General features: G+C 58.0%; 17 protein-coding genes and 1 pseudogene. 11 read left to right on the top strand and 7 right to left on the bottom strand.

Annotated elements, in window-relative coordinates:
* Positions 1-72 precede the first annotated feature (72 nt).
* Entirely contained in the window at positions 73-216 is a 144-nt protein-coding gene (locus GRPL_RS28285) for a YnfU family zinc-binding protein (RefSeq protein WP_232640664.1), read from the bottom strand.
* A 579-nt stretch (positions 217-795) separates the two neighbouring features.
* On the opposite strand from GRPL_RS28285, the gene cybB reads away from it, so the two are divergent.
* The 4 genes from cybB (at position 796) to GRPL_RS07695 (ending at position 3,422) form a co-directional block, all read left to right on the top strand.
* Positions 796-1,323 carry a cytochrome b561 gene (gene cybB / locus GRPL_RS07680; protein ID WP_032687928.1) on the top strand — a complete coding sequence of 176 codons (528 nt, stop codon included), beginning with the start codon at positions 796-798 and terminating at the stop codon, positions 1,321-1,323.
* Between the two features lie 101 nt (positions 1,324-1,424).
* Positions 1,425-1,898, top strand: a complete 474-nt coding sequence (locus GRPL_RS07685; protein WP_032700001.1) for a GNAT family N-acetyltransferase — start codon at positions 1,425-1,427, stop codon at positions 1,896-1,898.
* A gap of 105 nt (positions 1,899-2,003) precedes the next feature.
* Positions 2,004-2,279, top strand: a complete 276-nt coding sequence (locus GRPL_RS07690) for a metal/formaldehyde-sensitive transcriptional repressor (protein ID WP_004861424.1) — start codon at positions 2,004-2,006, stop codon at positions 2,277-2,279.
* Positions 2,280-2,303: 24 nt separating this feature from the next.
* Positions 2,304-3,422 (top strand): S-(hydroxymethyl)glutathione dehydrogenase/class III alcohol dehydrogenase, encoded by a 1,119-nt coding sequence (locus GRPL_RS07695; protein WP_032687926.1) that lies wholly within the window; start codon positions 2,304-2,306, stop codon positions 3,420-3,422.
* Positions 3,423-3,562: 140 nt separating this feature from the next.
* Here GRPL_RS07695 and GRPL_RS28675 read toward each other — a convergent pair.
* The 4 genes and pseudogenes from GRPL_RS28675 to pcaH form a co-directional block, all read right to left on the bottom strand.
* Positions 3,563-3,919 (bottom strand): annotated as a pseudogene (locus tag GRPL_RS28675) (hypothetical protein); the annotation flags it as partial.
* Positions 3,920-3,951: 32 nt separating this feature from the next.
* On the bottom strand, positions 3,952-4,875 hold the full coding sequence (locus GRPL_RS07700; RefSeq protein ID WP_004861430.1) for a LysR substrate-binding domain-containing protein: 924 nt from the start codon (positions 4,873-4,875) through the stop codon (positions 3,952-3,954).
* 170 nt (positions 4,876-5,045) lie between these two features.
* Positions 5,046-5,666, bottom strand: coding sequence for a protocatechuate 3,4-dioxygenase subunit alpha (gene pcaG, locus GRPL_RS07705; protein WP_032700000.1), 621 nt, complete (start codon positions 5,664-5,666; stop codon positions 5,046-5,048).
* Complete coding sequence (gene pcaH / locus GRPL_RS07710; protein WP_032687924.1) at positions 5,663-6,403, bottom strand: protocatechuate 3,4-dioxygenase subunit beta; 741 nt, start codon at positions 6,401-6,403, stop codon at positions 5,663-5,665. Before pcaH ends, pcaG begins: the two co-directional genes overlap by 4 nt.
* Positions 6,404-6,645: 242 nt before the next feature.
* On the opposite strand from pcaH, the gene hglS reads away from it, so the two are divergent.
* Both hglS and GRPL_RS07720 read left to right on the top strand, forming a co-directional pair.
* The gene (gene hglS / locus GRPL_RS07715) at positions 6,646-7,989 is read left to right on the top strand and encodes a 2-oxoadipate dioxygenase/decarboxylase HglS (protein WP_032687922.1); all 1,344 of its coding nucleotides are present in this window, start codon (positions 6,646-6,648) and stop codon (positions 7,987-7,989) included.
* A 56-nt stretch (positions 7,990-8,045) separates the two neighbouring features.
* Complete coding sequence (locus GRPL_RS07720; protein WP_032699999.1) at positions 8,046-9,554, top strand: carboxylesterase/lipase family protein; 1,509 nt, start codon at positions 8,046-8,048, stop codon at positions 9,552-9,554.
* Here the strand turns inward: GRPL_RS07720 and GRPL_RS07725 are convergent.
* A complete protein-coding gene (locus GRPL_RS07725) occupies positions 9,541-10,389 on the bottom strand; it encodes a LysR family transcriptional regulator (protein WP_032699998.1) in 849 nt (282 codons plus the stop codon). The genes GRPL_RS07720 and GRPL_RS07725 overlap by 14 nt on opposite strands.
* Positions 10,390-10,577: 188 nt before the next feature.
* On the opposite strand from GRPL_RS07725, the gene ycaC reads away from it, so the two are divergent.
* From ycaC to rimL, 5 genes are all read left to right on the top strand, one after another.
* Positions 10,578-11,201, top strand: coding sequence for an isochorismate family cysteine hydrolase YcaC (ycaC, locus tag GRPL_RS07730; protein ID WP_032696300.1), 624 nt, complete (start codon positions 10,578-10,580; stop codon positions 11,199-11,201).
* A gap of 144 nt (positions 11,202-11,345) precedes the next feature.
* A complete protein-coding gene (locus GRPL_RS07735; RefSeq protein ID WP_032687919.1) occupies positions 11,346-12,515 on the top strand; it encodes a pyridoxal phosphate-dependent aminotransferase in 1,170 nt (389 codons plus the stop codon).
* Positions 12,516-12,532: 17 nt separating this feature from the next.
* Positions 12,533-13,306 carry an ABC transporter substrate-binding protein gene (locus GRPL_RS07740; RefSeq protein WP_032700009.1) on the top strand — a complete coding sequence of 258 codons (774 nt, stop codon included), beginning with the start codon at positions 12,533-12,535 and terminating at the stop codon, positions 13,304-13,306.
* Positions 13,307-13,496: 190 nt separating this feature from the next.
* Complete coding sequence (locus GRPL_RS07745; RefSeq protein ID WP_004861457.1) at positions 13,497-15,152, top strand: glucan biosynthesis protein D; 1,656 nt, start codon at positions 13,497-13,499, stop codon at positions 15,150-15,152.
* A gap of 58 nt (positions 15,153-15,210) precedes the next feature.
* The gene (gene rimL, locus GRPL_RS07750) at positions 15,211-15,777 is read left to right on the top strand and encodes a 50S ribosomal protein L7/L12-serine acetyltransferase (protein WP_032699996.1); all 567 of its coding nucleotides are present in this window, start codon (positions 15,211-15,213) and stop codon (positions 15,775-15,777) included.
* A gap of 34 nt (positions 15,778-15,811) precedes the next feature.
* On the opposite strand, the gene ydcK is transcribed toward rimL, so the two are convergent.
* Entirely contained in the window at positions 15,812-16,792 is a 981-nt protein-coding gene (gene ydcK / locus GRPL_RS07755; RefSeq protein WP_032687917.1) for a YdcK family protein, read from the bottom strand.
* Positions 16,793-16,900 lie beyond the last annotated feature (108 nt).

The raw sequence follows: 16,900 nt of genomic DNA, 5'->3' as shown, positions 1-16,900 counted from the left end.
AGGGATTTAACAGCTGCCGGTCTTTATTCAGTATAGAACACGGGGTATAAGTGGGTCGGCGTAAGACGCTGGCTAGCGTGTCGAGACAAAAATGGCCTTGCATCCGGGGCACAGCATGGCCTGTTTTAAGCGAATCTTAGAGGTGGACTGGGTTGATGATAAGCCACAGACGGGACAGGTGATGGTGGACGTGGATGCGCTACCGATGAACTTCATTGCGTAATCGAGAAAAGACATGATGATTAACCTTTCAATGAATGTGCGCCAGTGTACCACGTATGGCTAAAATTTAATCTGTTTAATGTGTGCCCCCATCCTGTAGGGATCTTCTCTGCAGCCGGTTTTGCTTAATGCATTGTTTTTCATCTCCTCGATTGCCGCCGTGCGGACCGTTATCGCAATCTGTCGTCATCGCAAGCAAAAACCGTAACATCAGCAGCCGGACGGTGACGTGATGTGTGACGTTGTCACGTCAAAGGGGCAGGGCTGCGGCAAGAACATGACCTGAAAAGGATAAATCCGTCGGTACATCAATATGTTGCGGAATAAAGTAAAAGAGCGCGGCGCTATTCATGGGGGAGATTTGGCGATAACAGCGGGAGCGGGAGCCGGTTTTGGCGCGGTTGAATGGCGGCAAAGGACCTTGCACAGGCCACGGGCAACACGAGTAACTCATTGCTTTTGTTGAAAATAGATGCTTACCGGCAATTGTTTCTTATAAGTACGTAAAAGTTAATGAATTTCTCAGGAAAGGTCGTTATGTTGTCGGCATCACAGTTTTGTTAAGGGTTTACCATGCGCGATAAATACACTGGCCTGCAAACAGGTATCCACTGGCTGGTCTTTTTATTGGTGGTTGGCGCCTATGCCACCATGGAACTTCGCGGTTTTTTCCCCCGCAGCGACCGTCCGGTCATTAATATGATTCACGTTTCCTGCGGGGTGGCCATCCTTGTGTTGATGGTCGCGCGCCTGCTGGTCCGCCTGAAGTACCCGGCGCCGCCGATTGTACCGAAACCGTCGCCGATGATGACCGGTTTTGCCCATCTGGGGCATCTGATTATCTATCTGCTGTTTATCGCCCAGCCGATCGTCGGTCTGGTGATGATGTATTACCGTGGTAATCCGTGGTTTGCCTTCGGCCTGACCATGCCGTTTGCGGCGCAAAGTCAGTTCGAGCTGGTGGATACGCTGAAGGGCGTACATAGCCTGCTGGCGAATACCGGCTACTTTATCATTGGCGCGCACGCGCTGGCCGCGCTGCTGCACCACTATCTGTGGAAAGATAATACGCTGCTGCGGATGATGCCGCGTAAGCGCTAATCACCTCGCCCCCCTGACCCCGCTGCCAAGCGGGGTTTTTTTATTCTTTTCGCCGCCGGCTGTGGTAGATCTGAGACGGACTGAGGAAAAAGGAGCCCGACATGAAGGTCAGACTTGCCGTGCCGGATGAGGCACCTGCGCTATGGATCATCCGCAATCAGGCCATTCGCAACGGCTGTCGTGAAAGCTACGCAGCCGCGGTCCTCGAGGCCTGGACGCCGGATACGATGCCGGAAGGGTATCGCCATGCGGTGCGCGACAACCCCTTTTTTGTCGTTGAGGAAGAGGGTGGGCGCCCGGTGGCGACCGGCTATCTTGATCTGCGCGCGGCCAGCGTGGAAGCCATCTTTACCTTGCCCGCATGGGGCGGAAAAGGCTGCGCCGGAATGATTTTGACGACCATCATCGCCGAAGCGCGGCGGCGGAATCTCCGGCGCCTGACGCTGGAAGCGACGCCGAATGCGGCCGGTTTTTATCTGCGCCATGGTTTTGTCGCCGTGCGCGAAAAGCTGCTGCCGTCTAAGCTGGCGAAGGCGGATTTACGCTGCGTGGAGATGGTGCTCCGGCTCAACTAACCTCAACGGCTCGCCGCTGTGCTACGGTTTAAAGCGGCGTTTTAGTTTGCCACTTTGCTTAATAAAATATAGTATACCCCCCTATACAATATTGAGGGCGTCATCGTGCCACATTCACCTGAAGACAAAAAACGCGCGCTCAGCCGCGTACGTCGCATTCGCGGGCAGGTTGAAGCCCTGGAAAGGGCGCTGGAGTCCGGCGAATCCTGCATGTCGATTCTGCAGCAGATTGCCTCCATCCGCGGGGCGACCAACGGCCTGATGGGCGAAATGGTGGAAATCCACCTCCAGGACGAGCTGGTCAGCGGCGAAACGACCCCGGATCAGCGAGCGGCCAGAATGGCGGAAGTCGGTCATCTGCTACGATCCTATTTAAAATAAATCATCACGAAGGAAGAGACGGTTATGAAATCACGTGCAGCTGTCGCGTTTGGCCCAGGCCAGCCGCTGAAGATTGTTGAAATTGACGTTGCTCCGCCGAAAAAAGGTGAAGTGCTGGTCAAAATTACCCACACCGGCGTCTGTCATACCGATGCGTTTACGCTCTCCGGTGACGATCCGGAAGGGGTGTTCCCGGCCGTGCTGGGTCACGAAGGTGGCGGTATCGTGGTCGAAGTTGGCGAAGGCGTCACCAGCCTGCAGCCTGGCGATCACGTTATCCCGCTGTATACCGCAGAGTGCCGCGAGTGCAAATTCTGTAAATCCGGTAAAACTAACCTCTGCCAGGCGGTACGTGCCACCCAGGGGAAAGGCCTGATGCCGGATGGCACCACCCGTTTTTCCTATAACGGCGAGCCGGTGTACCACTACATGGGCACCAGCACCTTCAGCGAATACACCGTGGTCGCCGAAATTTCACTGGCGAAGGTGAACCCGCAGGCGCCGCTGGATAAAGTTTGTCTGCTGGGCTGCGGCGTGACCACCGGTATCGGCGCCGTTCACAACACCGCGAAAGTTAAAGAGGGCGATACCGTGGCGGTCTTTGGCCTCGGCGGGATTGGTCTGGCGGTCATCCAGGGGGCGGTGCAGGCGAAAGCCGGGCGCATTCTGGCGGTGGATACCAACCCGGAAAAATTCACCCTCGCCAAAGAGATGGGGGCGACCGATTTTATCAACCCGAAGGATTATGATAAGCCGGTTCAGGATGTGATCGTTGAGCTCACCGATGGCGGCGTGGACTTCAGCTTCGAATGTATCGGCAACGTGAACGTGATGCGTGCGGCGCTTGAGTGCTGCCATAAAGGCTGGGGTGAGAGCGTGATTATCGGCGTTGCCGGTGCGGGCCAGGAGATCAAAACCCGTCCGTTCCAGCTGGTGACCGGGCGCGTATGGCGCGGTTCGGCATTCGGCGGGGTGAAAGGGCGCACCCAGCTGCCGGGTATGGTTGAAGACGCGATGGCCGGTAAAATCGACCTCGATCCGTTTATCACCCACCGCCTGCCGCTGGAGCAGATTAACGAGGCTTTTGATTTGATGCATGAAGGGAAATCAATTCGTACCGTCATTCATTTCGGCGAGAATTGATTTTCAGACCAAACATAACCCGGGCATGCCCGGGTTATTGCTAAACAGAGATGACTCTGCCGCAGATTTTCATACCCGCTCAGCCATCGCGGCGGTTCGCGACGCCCCCGCGTCGGGTGGCGGCTGACGCCTGACCCGACCTACAAAAGCGCTGTTCCGGTAGTCCGCGTAAGCGTTGTTCGCGGCAGGCCCGTGCAAGCGCTGTTCCTGTAGGCCCGTGCAAGCGTAGCGCCGCCGGGCAAATTGCAGAAGCGCATGTGTTGCCAGTCATCAGTACCCCGTCCGGGGACCTGATGCTTACTTCTGTTCCGGTAACGCGCAGGCGATGAGGTCATCGCCGCGATCCGGAGACTGATGAGCACCGCCGGCGTTGATGATAAAGGTACTACGGTGCCTATCGGCATCTGCCGCACCCGTTTACCGCTCTTCAGATCCACCGCGGACAGGGTACCGCACGGCGGTTTCTGGCACGGAATACCTAACTGCGACAAATGCCGGAGAGGGTATCAGATGCCCTCTCCGGCGTTCATTATGCCGGCATGGATTTGCGAATGGCGCTGAGTAAAGTTTGTGCGCCGGAGGAGAATGTGGCATCGACGCGCGTCAAAATGCCGATCGGTTCGCCCGCCCCCTGGGTGGGCACCGGCAGAGCGGTCAGCAGCCCGCGGCGCAGGTCGTCTTTGACCGCGCCGGAAGGGACGAACCAGATGTAGTCATAATCCACGGTCAGCTGACGCGAGAGCGACGCGGAGAGGGTTTCGATACAGCCGGCGGGGATTTTACACCCCTGACTTTGCAGCAGCGTTTCCGCATTCTGCCGCGGAATGGTGCCTTTAGGGGAGACGACGACCGGCCACTCCATCACCCGGCTGAGGGTTACGGTTTCCTGCAATAGCGGATGACCGGGACGCACCACCAGCTTCAGGGATTCGAGGAACAGCAGCTCGTAGTTGAGGCCGCTCATCAGCTCCGGGTCAGACATGCGGCCGATCCCAATATCGATTTCTCCCGATTTTAAGCCCGCCAGCAGCATGGTGTTGTTCATGGTCGCCACCTGCAGGGTGATATCTTTTTGCTGCTTGTGAAACTGGCCGATGACAGTGGGCAAAATACCTAAGGCGGCGGTCGGGAGTGCGCCGATGCGTACCACATCGTTATTCAGCCCCTCTTTGCGGTTAAGCGCCTGGCCTGCCGTATTCAGCGCGTCGAGGACCTTAACCGCATGGGTGAGAAACTGTTCGCCGACCAGCGTCAGCTGAGCGCCCAGCCGCCCGCGTTCAAACAGTCGCGTACCGGTCAACTGCTCCAGCTCATTGAGCGTTTTTGATAAGGCAGGTTGGCTTAGATTGAGTGTTTCAGCCGCACGCCCCAGCGTTCCCTGTTGAGCGACGGCCACGAAGGTGTGTAGATGGCGCAAGCGAATGCGCTGACTAAAAAGACCATTTTTTTCCATAGTTGATGTTAAAAACAGAGCGCTGTGGGTGACAAGCGAAGTTATTGAAATTTGATAACCTGATAGCAAAATATTATTAACATTTCACTCTCTTGTATTACAAATTTTTTATTTTGCTGAAAAAACAGACGCCCCGAACCGGGTCGGGGCAAAATCAGGCGGAAAGTCACTCAGATATCAAAGAAGACGGTTTCGTTCTCACCCTGCAGGTGAATATCAAAACGGTAGACGATTTCATTGCCGCGCACTTCGCGTTGGGCAATCAACGTCTGGCGACGCACCTCCCACTCAATCAGATTCAGCACCGGATCGGTCAGGTTCGCCTCCTGCTCGTCGCAAAAGTACATCCGCGTGTTGAGACCAATATTGATGCCTCGCGCCACCACCCACAAATTGACGTGCGGCGCCATCATCCGGCCATCGCGGCCGACGACGGCTCCCGGCTTGATGGTCTCAAAGCGCCAGATGCCCGAGGAAAAGTCCGAGCAGCTGCGGCCCCAGCCGCGAAAGGTCGGATCGATTTTTTTGTGCTGCTGACGATCGTCGGGGTGGTGATAGCGCCCGGCGGCGTTGGCCTGCCAGAGCTCCAGCAGCACATCTCGCACCGGCGTTCCGGAACCATCGATTACCCGGCCTTCGATAGTAATGCGCTCACCTTCGGTGTCCGGCGTGGTGAGCTGCGGGCCGAAATTCTTTTCAAAGATATGAAAACCGGCGGCGTCGGGGGCGAGGCCGATATGCACATAGGGCCCGGCGGTCTGCGAGGCGGTTTCGGCTAAATAGTCTTTCATCGGGCGGCCCCCTGGGTACGATTTTCAAACAGCGTGGCGCGATGGCCGCGCAGCACAAGATCAAAGCGATAGGCGAGGCAATCCAGCGGTACGGCGGCATGGGTGTCGAGTTCGGCAATCAGCGTGCGAACCGCATCGTCGTTATTAATGGTTTTGACGATCGGACACTGTTTAATTAACGGGTCGCCCTCAAAATACATTTGCGTAATCAGGCGCTGCGCCCACGCCTCTCCGGAGAGGGAAAAGTGAATATGTGCCGGGCGCCAGTCGCTGACCTGATTACGCCACGGATAGGGGCCTGGCTTAATGGTGCGGAAGCAGTAATAGCCGTTTTCATCCGTCAGTACCCGACCGCAGCCGCCGAAATTGGGGTCGATGGGCGCCAGATACTGATCCTTTTTATGCCGATAGCGGCCGCCGGCGTTGGCCTGCCACACCTCGACCAGCGTGTTTTTCATCGGCCGGCCGAAGCCGTCGCGCACGTAGCCGTGGACAATAATGCGCTCGCCAATAGGCAGACCTTCTTTGGCGTAATTAAGGATAAGGTCATGATCCAGCGGCCCGAGATCGTCGTGACCGAATACCGGGCCGGTAATTTCAGACAGGGAATTCTGTAGCGAGATCAGTGCATTGCGCGGTGAGCGCAGGACGCTGGTTTTGTAGCCCGGCGCAAAGGCGGGCGGGTGACTGCTATAGTCGCGATGCACAACCTCGCGCGGTGACCATTTATCATTCATAGGGTAGTGGCTCCGTTTTTATCGGTAGAGGGCTTTTTATTGTCATATCGCCAGAAACAGTGTGTGTAAATGTTTTGTTAATTTAAAGTGAAATTAATGGTCGTTTTGCATAACCCACGGTTATGCTCAGGACGGCACCGAGGAGTGAGGCAGGTTATCCGCATCACAATTTGTAAATTCTTCCCGCCGTTGCCATGGGCCTTTTCTACACTCCAGGAAGTATTCACTGGAGGTAAGGCATCATGGCGAACACCATCACGGCTGATGAGATTCGGGAAAACTTTTCGCAGGCAATGTCGGCGATGTACCAGCAGGAAGTTCCACAGTACGGGACGTTACTGGAGCTGGTGGCGGACGTAAATCTGGCGGTGCTGGAGCATAATCCTAAACTGCATGAGCAACTGGCGAATGCCGATGAGCTGTCGCGACTTAACGTCGAGCGCCACGGCGCGATCCGCGTTGGCACGGCGGAAGAACTGGCGACGCTGCGGCGTATGTTTGCCATTATGGGGATGTTCCCCGTCAGCTATTACGATCTGTCGCAGGCCGGCGTGCCGGTGCACTCTACCGCGTTTCGCCCGATTGATGACGCGGCGCTGGCGCGCAATCCGTTTCGTATTTTTACCTCGCTGCTGCGTCTGGAACTGATTGCCAACGTCGAGCTGCGCCAGCGTGCGGCGGCGATCCTCGCCCGGCGCGATATTTTTACTCCCCGCTGTCGTGAGCTCATCGCTGTGCACGAAGAGCAGGGCCACTTTTCGCCGGCGCAGGCTCGGGAATTTGTCCACCAGGCGCTGGAGACGTTCCGCTGGCACAGCCACGCAACGGTGGACGCAGACACCTATTATGCGCTGCATAATGAGCACCGGCTGATTGCCGATGTGGTCTGCTTCCCCGGCTGCCATATCAACCACCTGACGCCGCGCACGCTGGATATCGACCGGGTTCAGGCGCTGATGCCGGAGTGCGGGATGGTACCGAAGGCATTAATTGAAGGGCCGCCGCGTCGTGAGGTGCCGATTCTGCTGCGCCAGACCAGTTTTAAGGCCCTCGAAGAACCGGTGGTGTTTGCCGGGGAGCACCAGGGGACCCACAGCGCGCGTTTTGGCGAGATAGAGCAACGCGGGATTGCGCTGACGCCGAAAGGCCGGGCGCTGTACGATCGCTTGCTGAACGAAGCTGGCGTCGGGAAAGACAACCTCCACCATCAGCGCCATCTGCAGGAGGTGTTCAGCCAGTTCCCGGACAGCGAATTCCTGCTGCGTCAGCAGGGGCTGGCGTGGTTCCGCTATCGCCTGACCCCCGCCGGGGAAGCCCATCGTCATGCCTTTGGCCCCGGCGACGATCCGCAGCCGTTAATCGAACGCGGCTGGGTGGTGGCGCAACCGATTATTTATGAAGATTTTTTACCGGTGAGCGCGGCAGGGATTTTCCAGTCAAATCTTGGCAATGACATTCAGGCCCGCAGCCATGGCAATGCCAGCCGTGACGCCTTTGAAACGGCGTTGGGTTGCCCGGTGCTGGACGAGTTTGCTCTCTATCAACAGGCCGAGGAGCGCAGTAAACGTCGTTGCGGTCTGCTCTGAAACCGGTACTCTGCTGACATGAATCATTGACGACAGTCAGTAAAAGGAAGCAGGTCATGCAGAACCCGTCTACCCCACTGGTCAAAACCCGGCAGGGGACGTTATCCGGCATCACTGAACAGGGCATTCATCTCTGGCGCGGCATTCCCTTTGCGGCGCCGCCGGTCGGCGAACTCCGCTGGCGCGCGCCGCAACCGCCCGCGCGCTGGCAGGGCGTCCGCCAGGCCGACACCTTCTCCGCCGCCAGCTGGCAAGATATTGAGTACTGCCGCGAGCTGGGCGGCGGCGATCCCGGTCGCTTCTCAGAAGATTGTCTCTACCTTAACGTCTGGGCACCCGCCGGACGCACTCAGCCGCTGCCGGTCATGGTCTGGCTGCACGGCGGCGGGTTTACCATTGGCGCCGGCAGCCTGCCCCCTTACGATGGTAAAGCGCTGGCGGCCCGCGACGTGGTGGTGGTGACCGTCAACTATCGGCTGGGGCATCTGGGGTTCTTCGCCCATCCGGCGCTGGAAGGGGAAGACGGCGAACGAGTCTATAATTTCGCCCTCCTTGACCAAATTGCCGCGCTGCAATGGGTGCAGGATAATATTCACGCTTTTGGCGGCGACGCCACCAACGTCACCCTGTTTGGCGAATCGGCCGGGGCGCGCAGCGTGCTCTCGCTAATGGTATCGCCGAAATCCCGCGGACTGTTCCATAAGGCCATCATCCAGAGCGGCTATACGCTGCCGGATCTGCCGCGAGAAAACGCGCTGGAGAAAGGGCGTTTGCTGGCGGAACACTTCTCGCTGCCACAGGCCAGCGCCGCACAGCTGCGGGCGATTCCCGCGGAGGCATTCTGGTCGCTGACCGCGCCGCTGAATACCGGACCGGTACCGATCGTCGGCGATGCGGTGTTACCGCAGCCGATGCTGGAGGCGTTTTTTGCCGGCCGCCAGCACCCGATGCCGGTGATGGTTGGCTCTAACAGCGACGAGGCCAGCGTGATGGCGGTATTCGGCGTCGATATCGCCGGGCAGATCCAGAAACTGCGCCGCGAGCGGCGGTTTGGCCTCGGCCTGATCAAACTGCTCTATCCCGGCGTGAAGGGGGATGAGAATCTGGGACGCGAAGTGTGCCGCGATATGGCCTTCACCACGCTGGGCTATGTGGTGATGCAGGCCCAGCAGCGGGTAGGGCAGCCGTGCTGGCGCTACTGGTTTGACTATGTTCCCCGTGCCGCCGATGAAACCTGTCCGCACGGGGCGTGGCACGGCGATGAAGTGCCCTATGTGTTTGACACGCTCACCCTGGCCGAGCCGGTGCGCACCTATGCCGACGAGGAAGACCGCGCGTTTGCCGCCCAGGTCGCCAATTACTGGGCGAATTTCGCCCGCCTTGCCGGGCATCGCTGTAGCGAACTGCCGGGGGCGGTACGCTGGCCCGCCAGCCTGCGCGGGCGCGATCGTCTGCTGCGCATCGGGCTGCATAAGCGGGTCGGATTTAAGCTGGAAAACCGCTTTATGCGCGCCCGGCTGGCGCTGTTTCGCCGGGTCATGCGCCACCACGTTACGCTGGATTAACCAGCTCCTCTCGAAATCGCGCCAGACCGTCGGCTTTGCTCTGCGAGCTACGGACCACCAGCCGGTAGCTGGCGCCGGTTTTTACGCTTAGGGTGAAAGGGCGCGCCAGGCGGCCGGCGCGGACATCTTCAGCCACCAGGGTGGCGTCAGCCATGGCGACGCCCAGCCCCTGCATAGCCGCGGTGATCGCCAGATCCATGGTGTCGAAGTGCTGGTTTTTACGCATCAGTAGCGGGGCCTCGGGTGAGAACGCCGCCAGCCATAGCGACCAGTCGGTCTTATCCCGGGTCGGGTGCAAAAACGTGACGTCGTTTAGCATGTTGTCCCCCGTCAGGATACCGTTACAGACCGGCGTCAGCGCCTCTTCAAACAGCAGATCGCCGACGCTGTGGTGAGTCCCGAAGACGATGGCGGCGTCATAGGGTTCGGTCCTGAAGTTGACGCTATGTTCCGTGGTGGTGGTCAGGGCGATTTGCAGTTCCGGGTGACGCCGCTCGATAGCCACCAGCCGGGGAACCAGCCAGCGAATGGCGCAGGTCGGCGCCTTCAGGCGTACCACGGTCTGCTGCTGACGAGCCTGTTCTGCCACTGCGATCAGACGGCCAAACGCCGACTGGAGCTCCGGGTAGAGGGCGCTGCCCTGCGGCGAAAGATGCAGGCCGCGCGCGTGGCGGGCAAAAAGCGGGAAACCAAACCACGCTTCCAGCGCCGCAATCTGGCGGCTGACGGCACCCTGAGTCAGGCAGAGTTCGCGCGCGGCATGGGTTAAATTAAGGTGCCTGGCGGTGACCAGAAAGGTTTCCACGGCATGAAAAGGCAGGGCGCTTCGCGACATCTCATCTCCAGCTATGCATTTTGATCATGGACAGTATGCCCGCTTTGTTCAGCGAATGGGACACTGCGTCCCACTTTTGCCGGCTAATCCTCAGCCCGCCAGTAAACTATGATTTGACCTGTGCAGTAAACCTCTGCCGGCGCGGAAAGGCTGGCGGGATAACCTGATGTTTAAATGAGGAGTCAATCATGGCAAAACCCTACGTACGTCTGGATAAGAACGAGGCGGCGGTGCTGCTGGTGGATCATCAGGCAGGACTGTTGTCTCTGGTTCGCGACATCGACCCGGATAAATTCAAGAACAACGTGCTGGCGCTGGGGGATATGGCGAAATATTTTGGTCTGCCGACCATCCTGACCACCAGCTTTGAGAACGGCCCCAACGGCCCGCTGGTGCCGGAACTCAAAGCGCAGTTCCCGGATGCGCCCTATATTGCTCGTCCGGGGAATATCAATGCCTGGGATAACGAAGACTTTGTAAACGCGGTGAAAGCCACGGGGAAAAAGCAGCTGATTATCGCCGGGGTGGTGACCGAGGTCTGCGTGGCGTTTCCGGCGCTGTCGGCGATTGAAGAGGGATATGAGGTCTTCGTGATCACCGATGCCTCCGGCACCTTTAACCCGATGACCCGCGATGCTGCCTGGGATCGCATGTCACAGGCCGGCGTGCAGTTAATGTCATGGTTTGGCGCCGCGTGTGAGCTGCATCGCGACTGGCGCAATGATGTTGAGGGGCTGGGGACGCTGTTTTCCAACCATATTCCCGATTACCGCAATCTGATGACCAGCTTTAACACCTTAACCCGCAAGTAGTTTTCTCGTCCGGCCAGCCCTGGCTGGCCGTCTCTTTTCTCAAGGCATGATCAAAATGCATGGCTACTATGACAACAATTCGGTTGTCGCCGGGTAGCGCATTGGATTGAATGGTTATGCAAATAAAATGAGAAAGGATTAACTATGAGTCTCAGTTCCCCGGTGACCACGCGCTCCAAACTGCCGGATGTCGGCACGACAATTTTTACCGTGATCGGTCAACTTTCCGCTCAGCATAATGCCATCAACCTTTCTCAGGGCGCGCCGAATTTTGCCTGCGATGCCCGGCTGGTTGCCGGGGTCACGCGGGCGATGGAGGAGGGGCATAACCAGTATGCGCCGATGACCGGCCTGCCAGCGCTGAAGGAGCGAATTGCCGGGAAGATTGCGGCCCTGTACGGCACGCGTTATGACGTCGACCACGAAGTCCTGATTACCGCCAGCGCCAGCCAGGGGATCTACTCGGCTATCGGTGGGCTGGTGCATCCGGGCGATGAGGTTATCTACTTTGAACCCTCTTTCGACAGCTATGCGCCGATTGTCCGCTTGCAGGGGGCGACGCCGGTGGCTATCAAGCTGACGGTGCCTGATTTTAGCGTCAACTGGGATGAAGTCCGCGCCGCCATCACCCCGCGCACGCGGATGATTATTGTCAATACGCCGCATAACCCCAGCGGCCAGGTATTTTCCCGCGCTGATTTAGACCAGCTGGCGGCGCTGACGCGCAATACCGATATCGTGATTTTGTCGGACGAAGTGTATGAACACGTGGTTTTTGACGCTGAACACCACCACGGGATGGCGACCCATCCCCAGCTGGCTGAGCGCAGCGTCATCATCTCATCGTTCGGCAAGACCTACCACGTCACCGGCTGGCGCGTCGGCTATTGCGTTGCGCCGGCGGCGCTGATGGATGAGATCTGCAAGGTGCACCAGTTCCTGATGTTCTCCGCCGACACGCCGATGCAATATGCCTTTGCTGAGCATATGACCGATCCCCAGTCCTGGCTTGCGCTGGCACCGTTCTACCAGCAGAAGCGGGATTTACTCCGTCAGCTGCTGGCTGACTCGCCGTTCCGTCTGTTGCCGAGCGCCGGCTCTTTCTTCATGCTGGCGGACTACAGCCATTTCAGCGACGAAAGCGACAGCGAAATGGTGAAGCGACTGATAACCGACTACGGCGTGGCGACGATCCCGCTGTCGGCGTTTTATACGGATGGTACGGATAACAAACTGATTCGCCTCTCTTTTGCTAAAGATGAAGCCACGTTGCGGGCCGGTGCGCAGGCACTGTGTCACGTTAAGCCGCGTTAAGGAGCCCCACGATGAAGATGAAAATAACAGCCCTTACCCTTGCTTTGGGGATGATGTGTACCTTCTCTGCGTTTGCCGCCGGCGAACTGCGCTACGGCGTGGAAGCGGAATACCCGCCGTTTGAAAGCCGCAATACGGCAGGGGAGCTGGAAGGTTTTGATATCGACCTCGGAAACGCCATTTGCAAGGCGGCTCAGCTAAAATGCAGCTGGGTGGAGACCTCGTTTGATGCGTTGATCCCGGGGCTGGTGGCGAAGAAATTCGACGCCATTAACTCGGCGATGAATATCACCGAACAGCGACGCAAAAGCATTGATTTTACTCAGCCGATTTATCGCATCCCCTCGCAGCTGGTCGGTAAAGCCGATAGCGGCATGGAGACCACCCCGGAAGGGCTGAAAGGCAAAACCATCGGCGTGCTGCAAGGTTCGATTCAGGAAACCTTTGCCAAAGAGCACTGGGAGAAGCATGGCGTAACGGTGGTGTCCTACAAAGATCAAAATATGGCGTGGGCAGATCTGCTGAACGGCCGTATCGATGCTTCGCTGGTGATGTCTGCCGCCGGGCAGGCCGGTTTCCTCAGCAAGCCGCAGGGCAAAGGCTTTGGCTTTATCGGCAAACCGGTGGCTGACGATACTATTCTCGGCAGCGGGATCGGCTACGGCCTGCGCAAAGGCGACGAGGCGACCAAAAAACAGCTCGATGCGGCAATCGACAAAGTTCGCGCTGACGGCACCATCACCCGTCTGGCGGCGAAATACTTCCCGGGTATCGACGTCAGCGTCAAATAACCCGCTTTCCTCCGCAGGGCAAACCTGCGGAGGGATCCAGTCCGCTTCGGTGGAGAGAATTTTTTCACGCTTTTTCTGTCGCCAACAATTGGATTATCAATCGTTTTTGTCTAGAGTGGGCGAAATTCACGACGCATCTGTTTGTCGCGTTGCCGACCAATTGGCATAACAGAAGGACGCTTTCTCAGGCATGAATCGCAGACGTTTTCTCAAATCTTCCATGGCTGTTGCCGCCGTATGCGGAACGTCAGGAGTCGCTTCACTTTTTTCTAACGCCGCGCTTGCCGAGGAATCGGGCATTGCTGATGGGATGACGCGCCGTTTTGACTTTACCGTTTTGCAATCGATGGCCCACGACCTGTCGCGTCAGCCGTGGGGCGGCGCCCCGCGCGACCTGCCGCCAACGCTGGCTAATCTGACTCCGCAGGCCTACAACAGTATTCAGTACGATGCGGGACATTCGCTGTGGAATAACATTGACGACCGCAAGCTGGACATCCAGTTCTTCCACGTCGGCATGGGTTTTCGCCGCCGCGTGCGCATGTTCTCGCTGGATTCACAAACCCAGCAGGCGCGGGAGATTCACTTCCGCCCGGAACTGTTTAACTACAACAACGCCGGCGTAGACACCAAACAGCTGGTAGGGCAAACCGACCTCGGCTTTGCCGGGTTCCGCGCGTTTAAAGCGCCGGAGCTGGCGCGCCGCGATATCGTCGCCTTCCTCGGCGCGAGCTATTTCCGCGCGGTAGACAGTACCTATCAGTATGGACTTTCCGCTCGTGGTCTGGCTGTCGATACCTTCACCGATACCCCGGAAGAGTTCCCGGACTTTACCTCGTTCTGGTTTGAGACGGTTAAGCCGGGGGCGACTGTCTTTACCGTCTATGCGCTGCTCGACAGCCCGAGCGTCACCGGCGCCTATAAATTTGTGATCAACTGCCAGGAGACGCAGGTGATTATGGATGTGGAAAACCACATCTACGCCCGCAAAGATATCAAACAGCTGGGCATCGCGCCGATGACCAGTATGTTCAGCTGCGGCAACAACGAGCGCCGGATGTGCGACACCATCCACCCGCAAATTCACGACTCCGACCGCCTCGCCATGTGGCTCGGTAACGGCGAGTGGGTCTGCCGGCCGCTGAACAACCCGCAAAAACTGCAGTTCAACGCCTTCCAGGACAAGAACCCGCGCGGCTTTGGTCTGCTGCAGCTTGACCGCGATTTCAGCCATTACCAGGACATCATGGGCTGGTACAACAAGCGCCCGAGCCTGTGGGTCGAGCCGCGTAATCAGTGGGGCAAAGGGGCGGTCAGCCTGATGGAGATCCCCACTACCGGTGAGACGCTGGATAACATCGTCTGCTTCTGGCAGCCGGAAAAAGCGATCAAGGCCGGTGATGAGCTGGACTTTAGCTATCGCCTGTACTGGAGCGCGCAGCCGCCGGTGCGTTCTCCGCTGGCCCGGGTGATGGCCACCCGCACCGGGATGGGCGGTTTCCCGGAAGGCTGGGCGCCGGGCGAACACTACCCGGACAAATGGGCGCGCCGTTTTGCCATTGATTTCGTCGGTGGGGACCTGAAGGCCGCGGCGCCAAAAGGCATCGAACCGGTGATTACCCTGTCTAACGGTGAAGCGAAGCAGATCGAGATTCTGTACGTTGAGCCGTTCGACGGCTATCGCATCCAGTTTGACTGGTACCCGACCAACGATTCCACCGACCCGGTGGAAATGCGCATGTTCCTGCGCTGCCAGGGCGAGGCCATCAGTGAGACCTGGCTGTACCAGTATTTCCCGCCGGCTCCGGATAAACGCAACTACGTTGATGACCGGGTTATGAAGTAACCGTCGCGGTTGCCCGTCTGCGTGCCGTAGACGGGTTTTCCCGCAGTGAGAGAGAGTCATGTCCGCAGAAAAAACCCCCGTTCCTGAAACGATCCCGGTCACCGACCAGCTGACGCTGCGCGCGGTGGACGAGCGTTACGTTACCGACTTACACCTGCTGGTGGAGAAGAATAAACACTGGTTACAGCATTCGCTTAGCTGGCCCGCCGCGGTCGACAGCGAAGATGAAACCCGTCGCCATGTCCAGGGAAACGTGATGCTGCACCAGCGCGGTTACGCGAAAATGTTTTTACTGTTTTTGCGCGATGAGATGGTGGGCGTGCTGTCGTTCAACCAGATTGAACCGCTGAATAAAACCGGCTACATCGGCTACTGGATTGATGAACATCACCAGGGACAAGGGCTGCTTTCCCAGGCGCTGCAGGCCTTTATGCACTACTACGCTCGCCGCGGCGAAGTCCGGCGCTTCGTGATTAAATGCCGGGTGGCTAACCACAAGAGCAACCAGGTGGCGCTGCACAATGGCTTTACCCTCGAAGGCTGTCTGAAACAGGCCGAGTATCTGAACGGCGCTTATGACGATCAGAATATCTACGGACGGATTATCGATAGCCCCGCCTCCTGATGATAGGGGTTCCCGGCGCGCGCGGGATACAGCGCTACAGCGATCCCAGCAGCGGCGTGCGGGTAATCTGCTGCGCGCCATTGATCACTTTGCGACCGCGCAGATGAATCGCGTCGCCGTTCAGCGCCTCAATCCGCGCGTTGTCGGTAATTTCAACCCGATGTTCGATCACCACATCGCCACTGATGTGAGCATGTCCTTGCACCAGCACGTCGTCATCCAGCAGGATCGGGCCGCCGCACAGCCGGGCGTGACCGCCCACCATCACCCGATGTTTGAGCACGCAGTTGCCCTCAATCACGGCGTTCTCTGCCACCTGCGAACTGTAGCGTAGCGTCGGTATCGCATCCTCAGCGCGTCCGGCAATCAGGCGCGCATGGTCGTAGACTCTGGCGTTATCGCAGACCCAGACATCGTTTTCTTCATTGCCTTCCAGCCGGGCATAGTCAAATATTTCCGCCCGGTGCTCAACAAAGGCGTGCTCCACGAAGGCATCCCCGTAAATCTGCGCCTGATGAACGATGCGCGAAGCGCTGACCGTCGCCCGCTGGTAGATTTGCAGATATTTATCGCGGTCGGCGGTCAGTCCCTGGGCGGCGATAATCAGGCAGTGGGGGAGAATGCGCGCCTGGTCGGCAAGGCGGCAGAAGCCGCGAACGCGGGAGTTTTGAAGCGTGACGTTGTCACAAATAAGGGCGTGATGACTGATGGTACCGTGGTCGATCCATGCCTCGTCGCGGATGATAGCGAAGTGGCTGACGATGCAGGTCCCGGTCAGCCGCGCATTACCTTCGATCCGCGCACCGGCAAACACCGCGCTGTTGGGGTCGTAGATCCAGCAGGTGCCCGCCTGACTCAGCGCCGCCTCATCGTCCAGCCAGCCGCCTTCGCTGCCGGCCCGCACATCGGCGAAATCACGCAGGGCCACAATTTGCCGCAGATTTACGCTATGTTTAATCCCGTCCTCTTCATAGTGAAACAGGCGAACCTTGTCGCTCAGACGATATTTGTTCATCAAGATTTCTCTTATCAAGGCTTCTTTTTACTTTTGGTTAACACAAACATAGCAAAAATCTCCGTAGCGTGTTTTATAAGGTTCTTTTAAAATGCAACTTAAAGATAA

The organism is Klebsiella planticola ATCC 33531, from assembly GCF_000735435.1.
GTDB classification, from domain to species: Bacteria; Pseudomonadota; Gammaproteobacteria; order Enterobacterales; family Enterobacteriaceae; genus Klebsiella; species Klebsiella planticola.
This window is presented reverse-complemented; position numbering and strand designations above follow the sequence as displayed.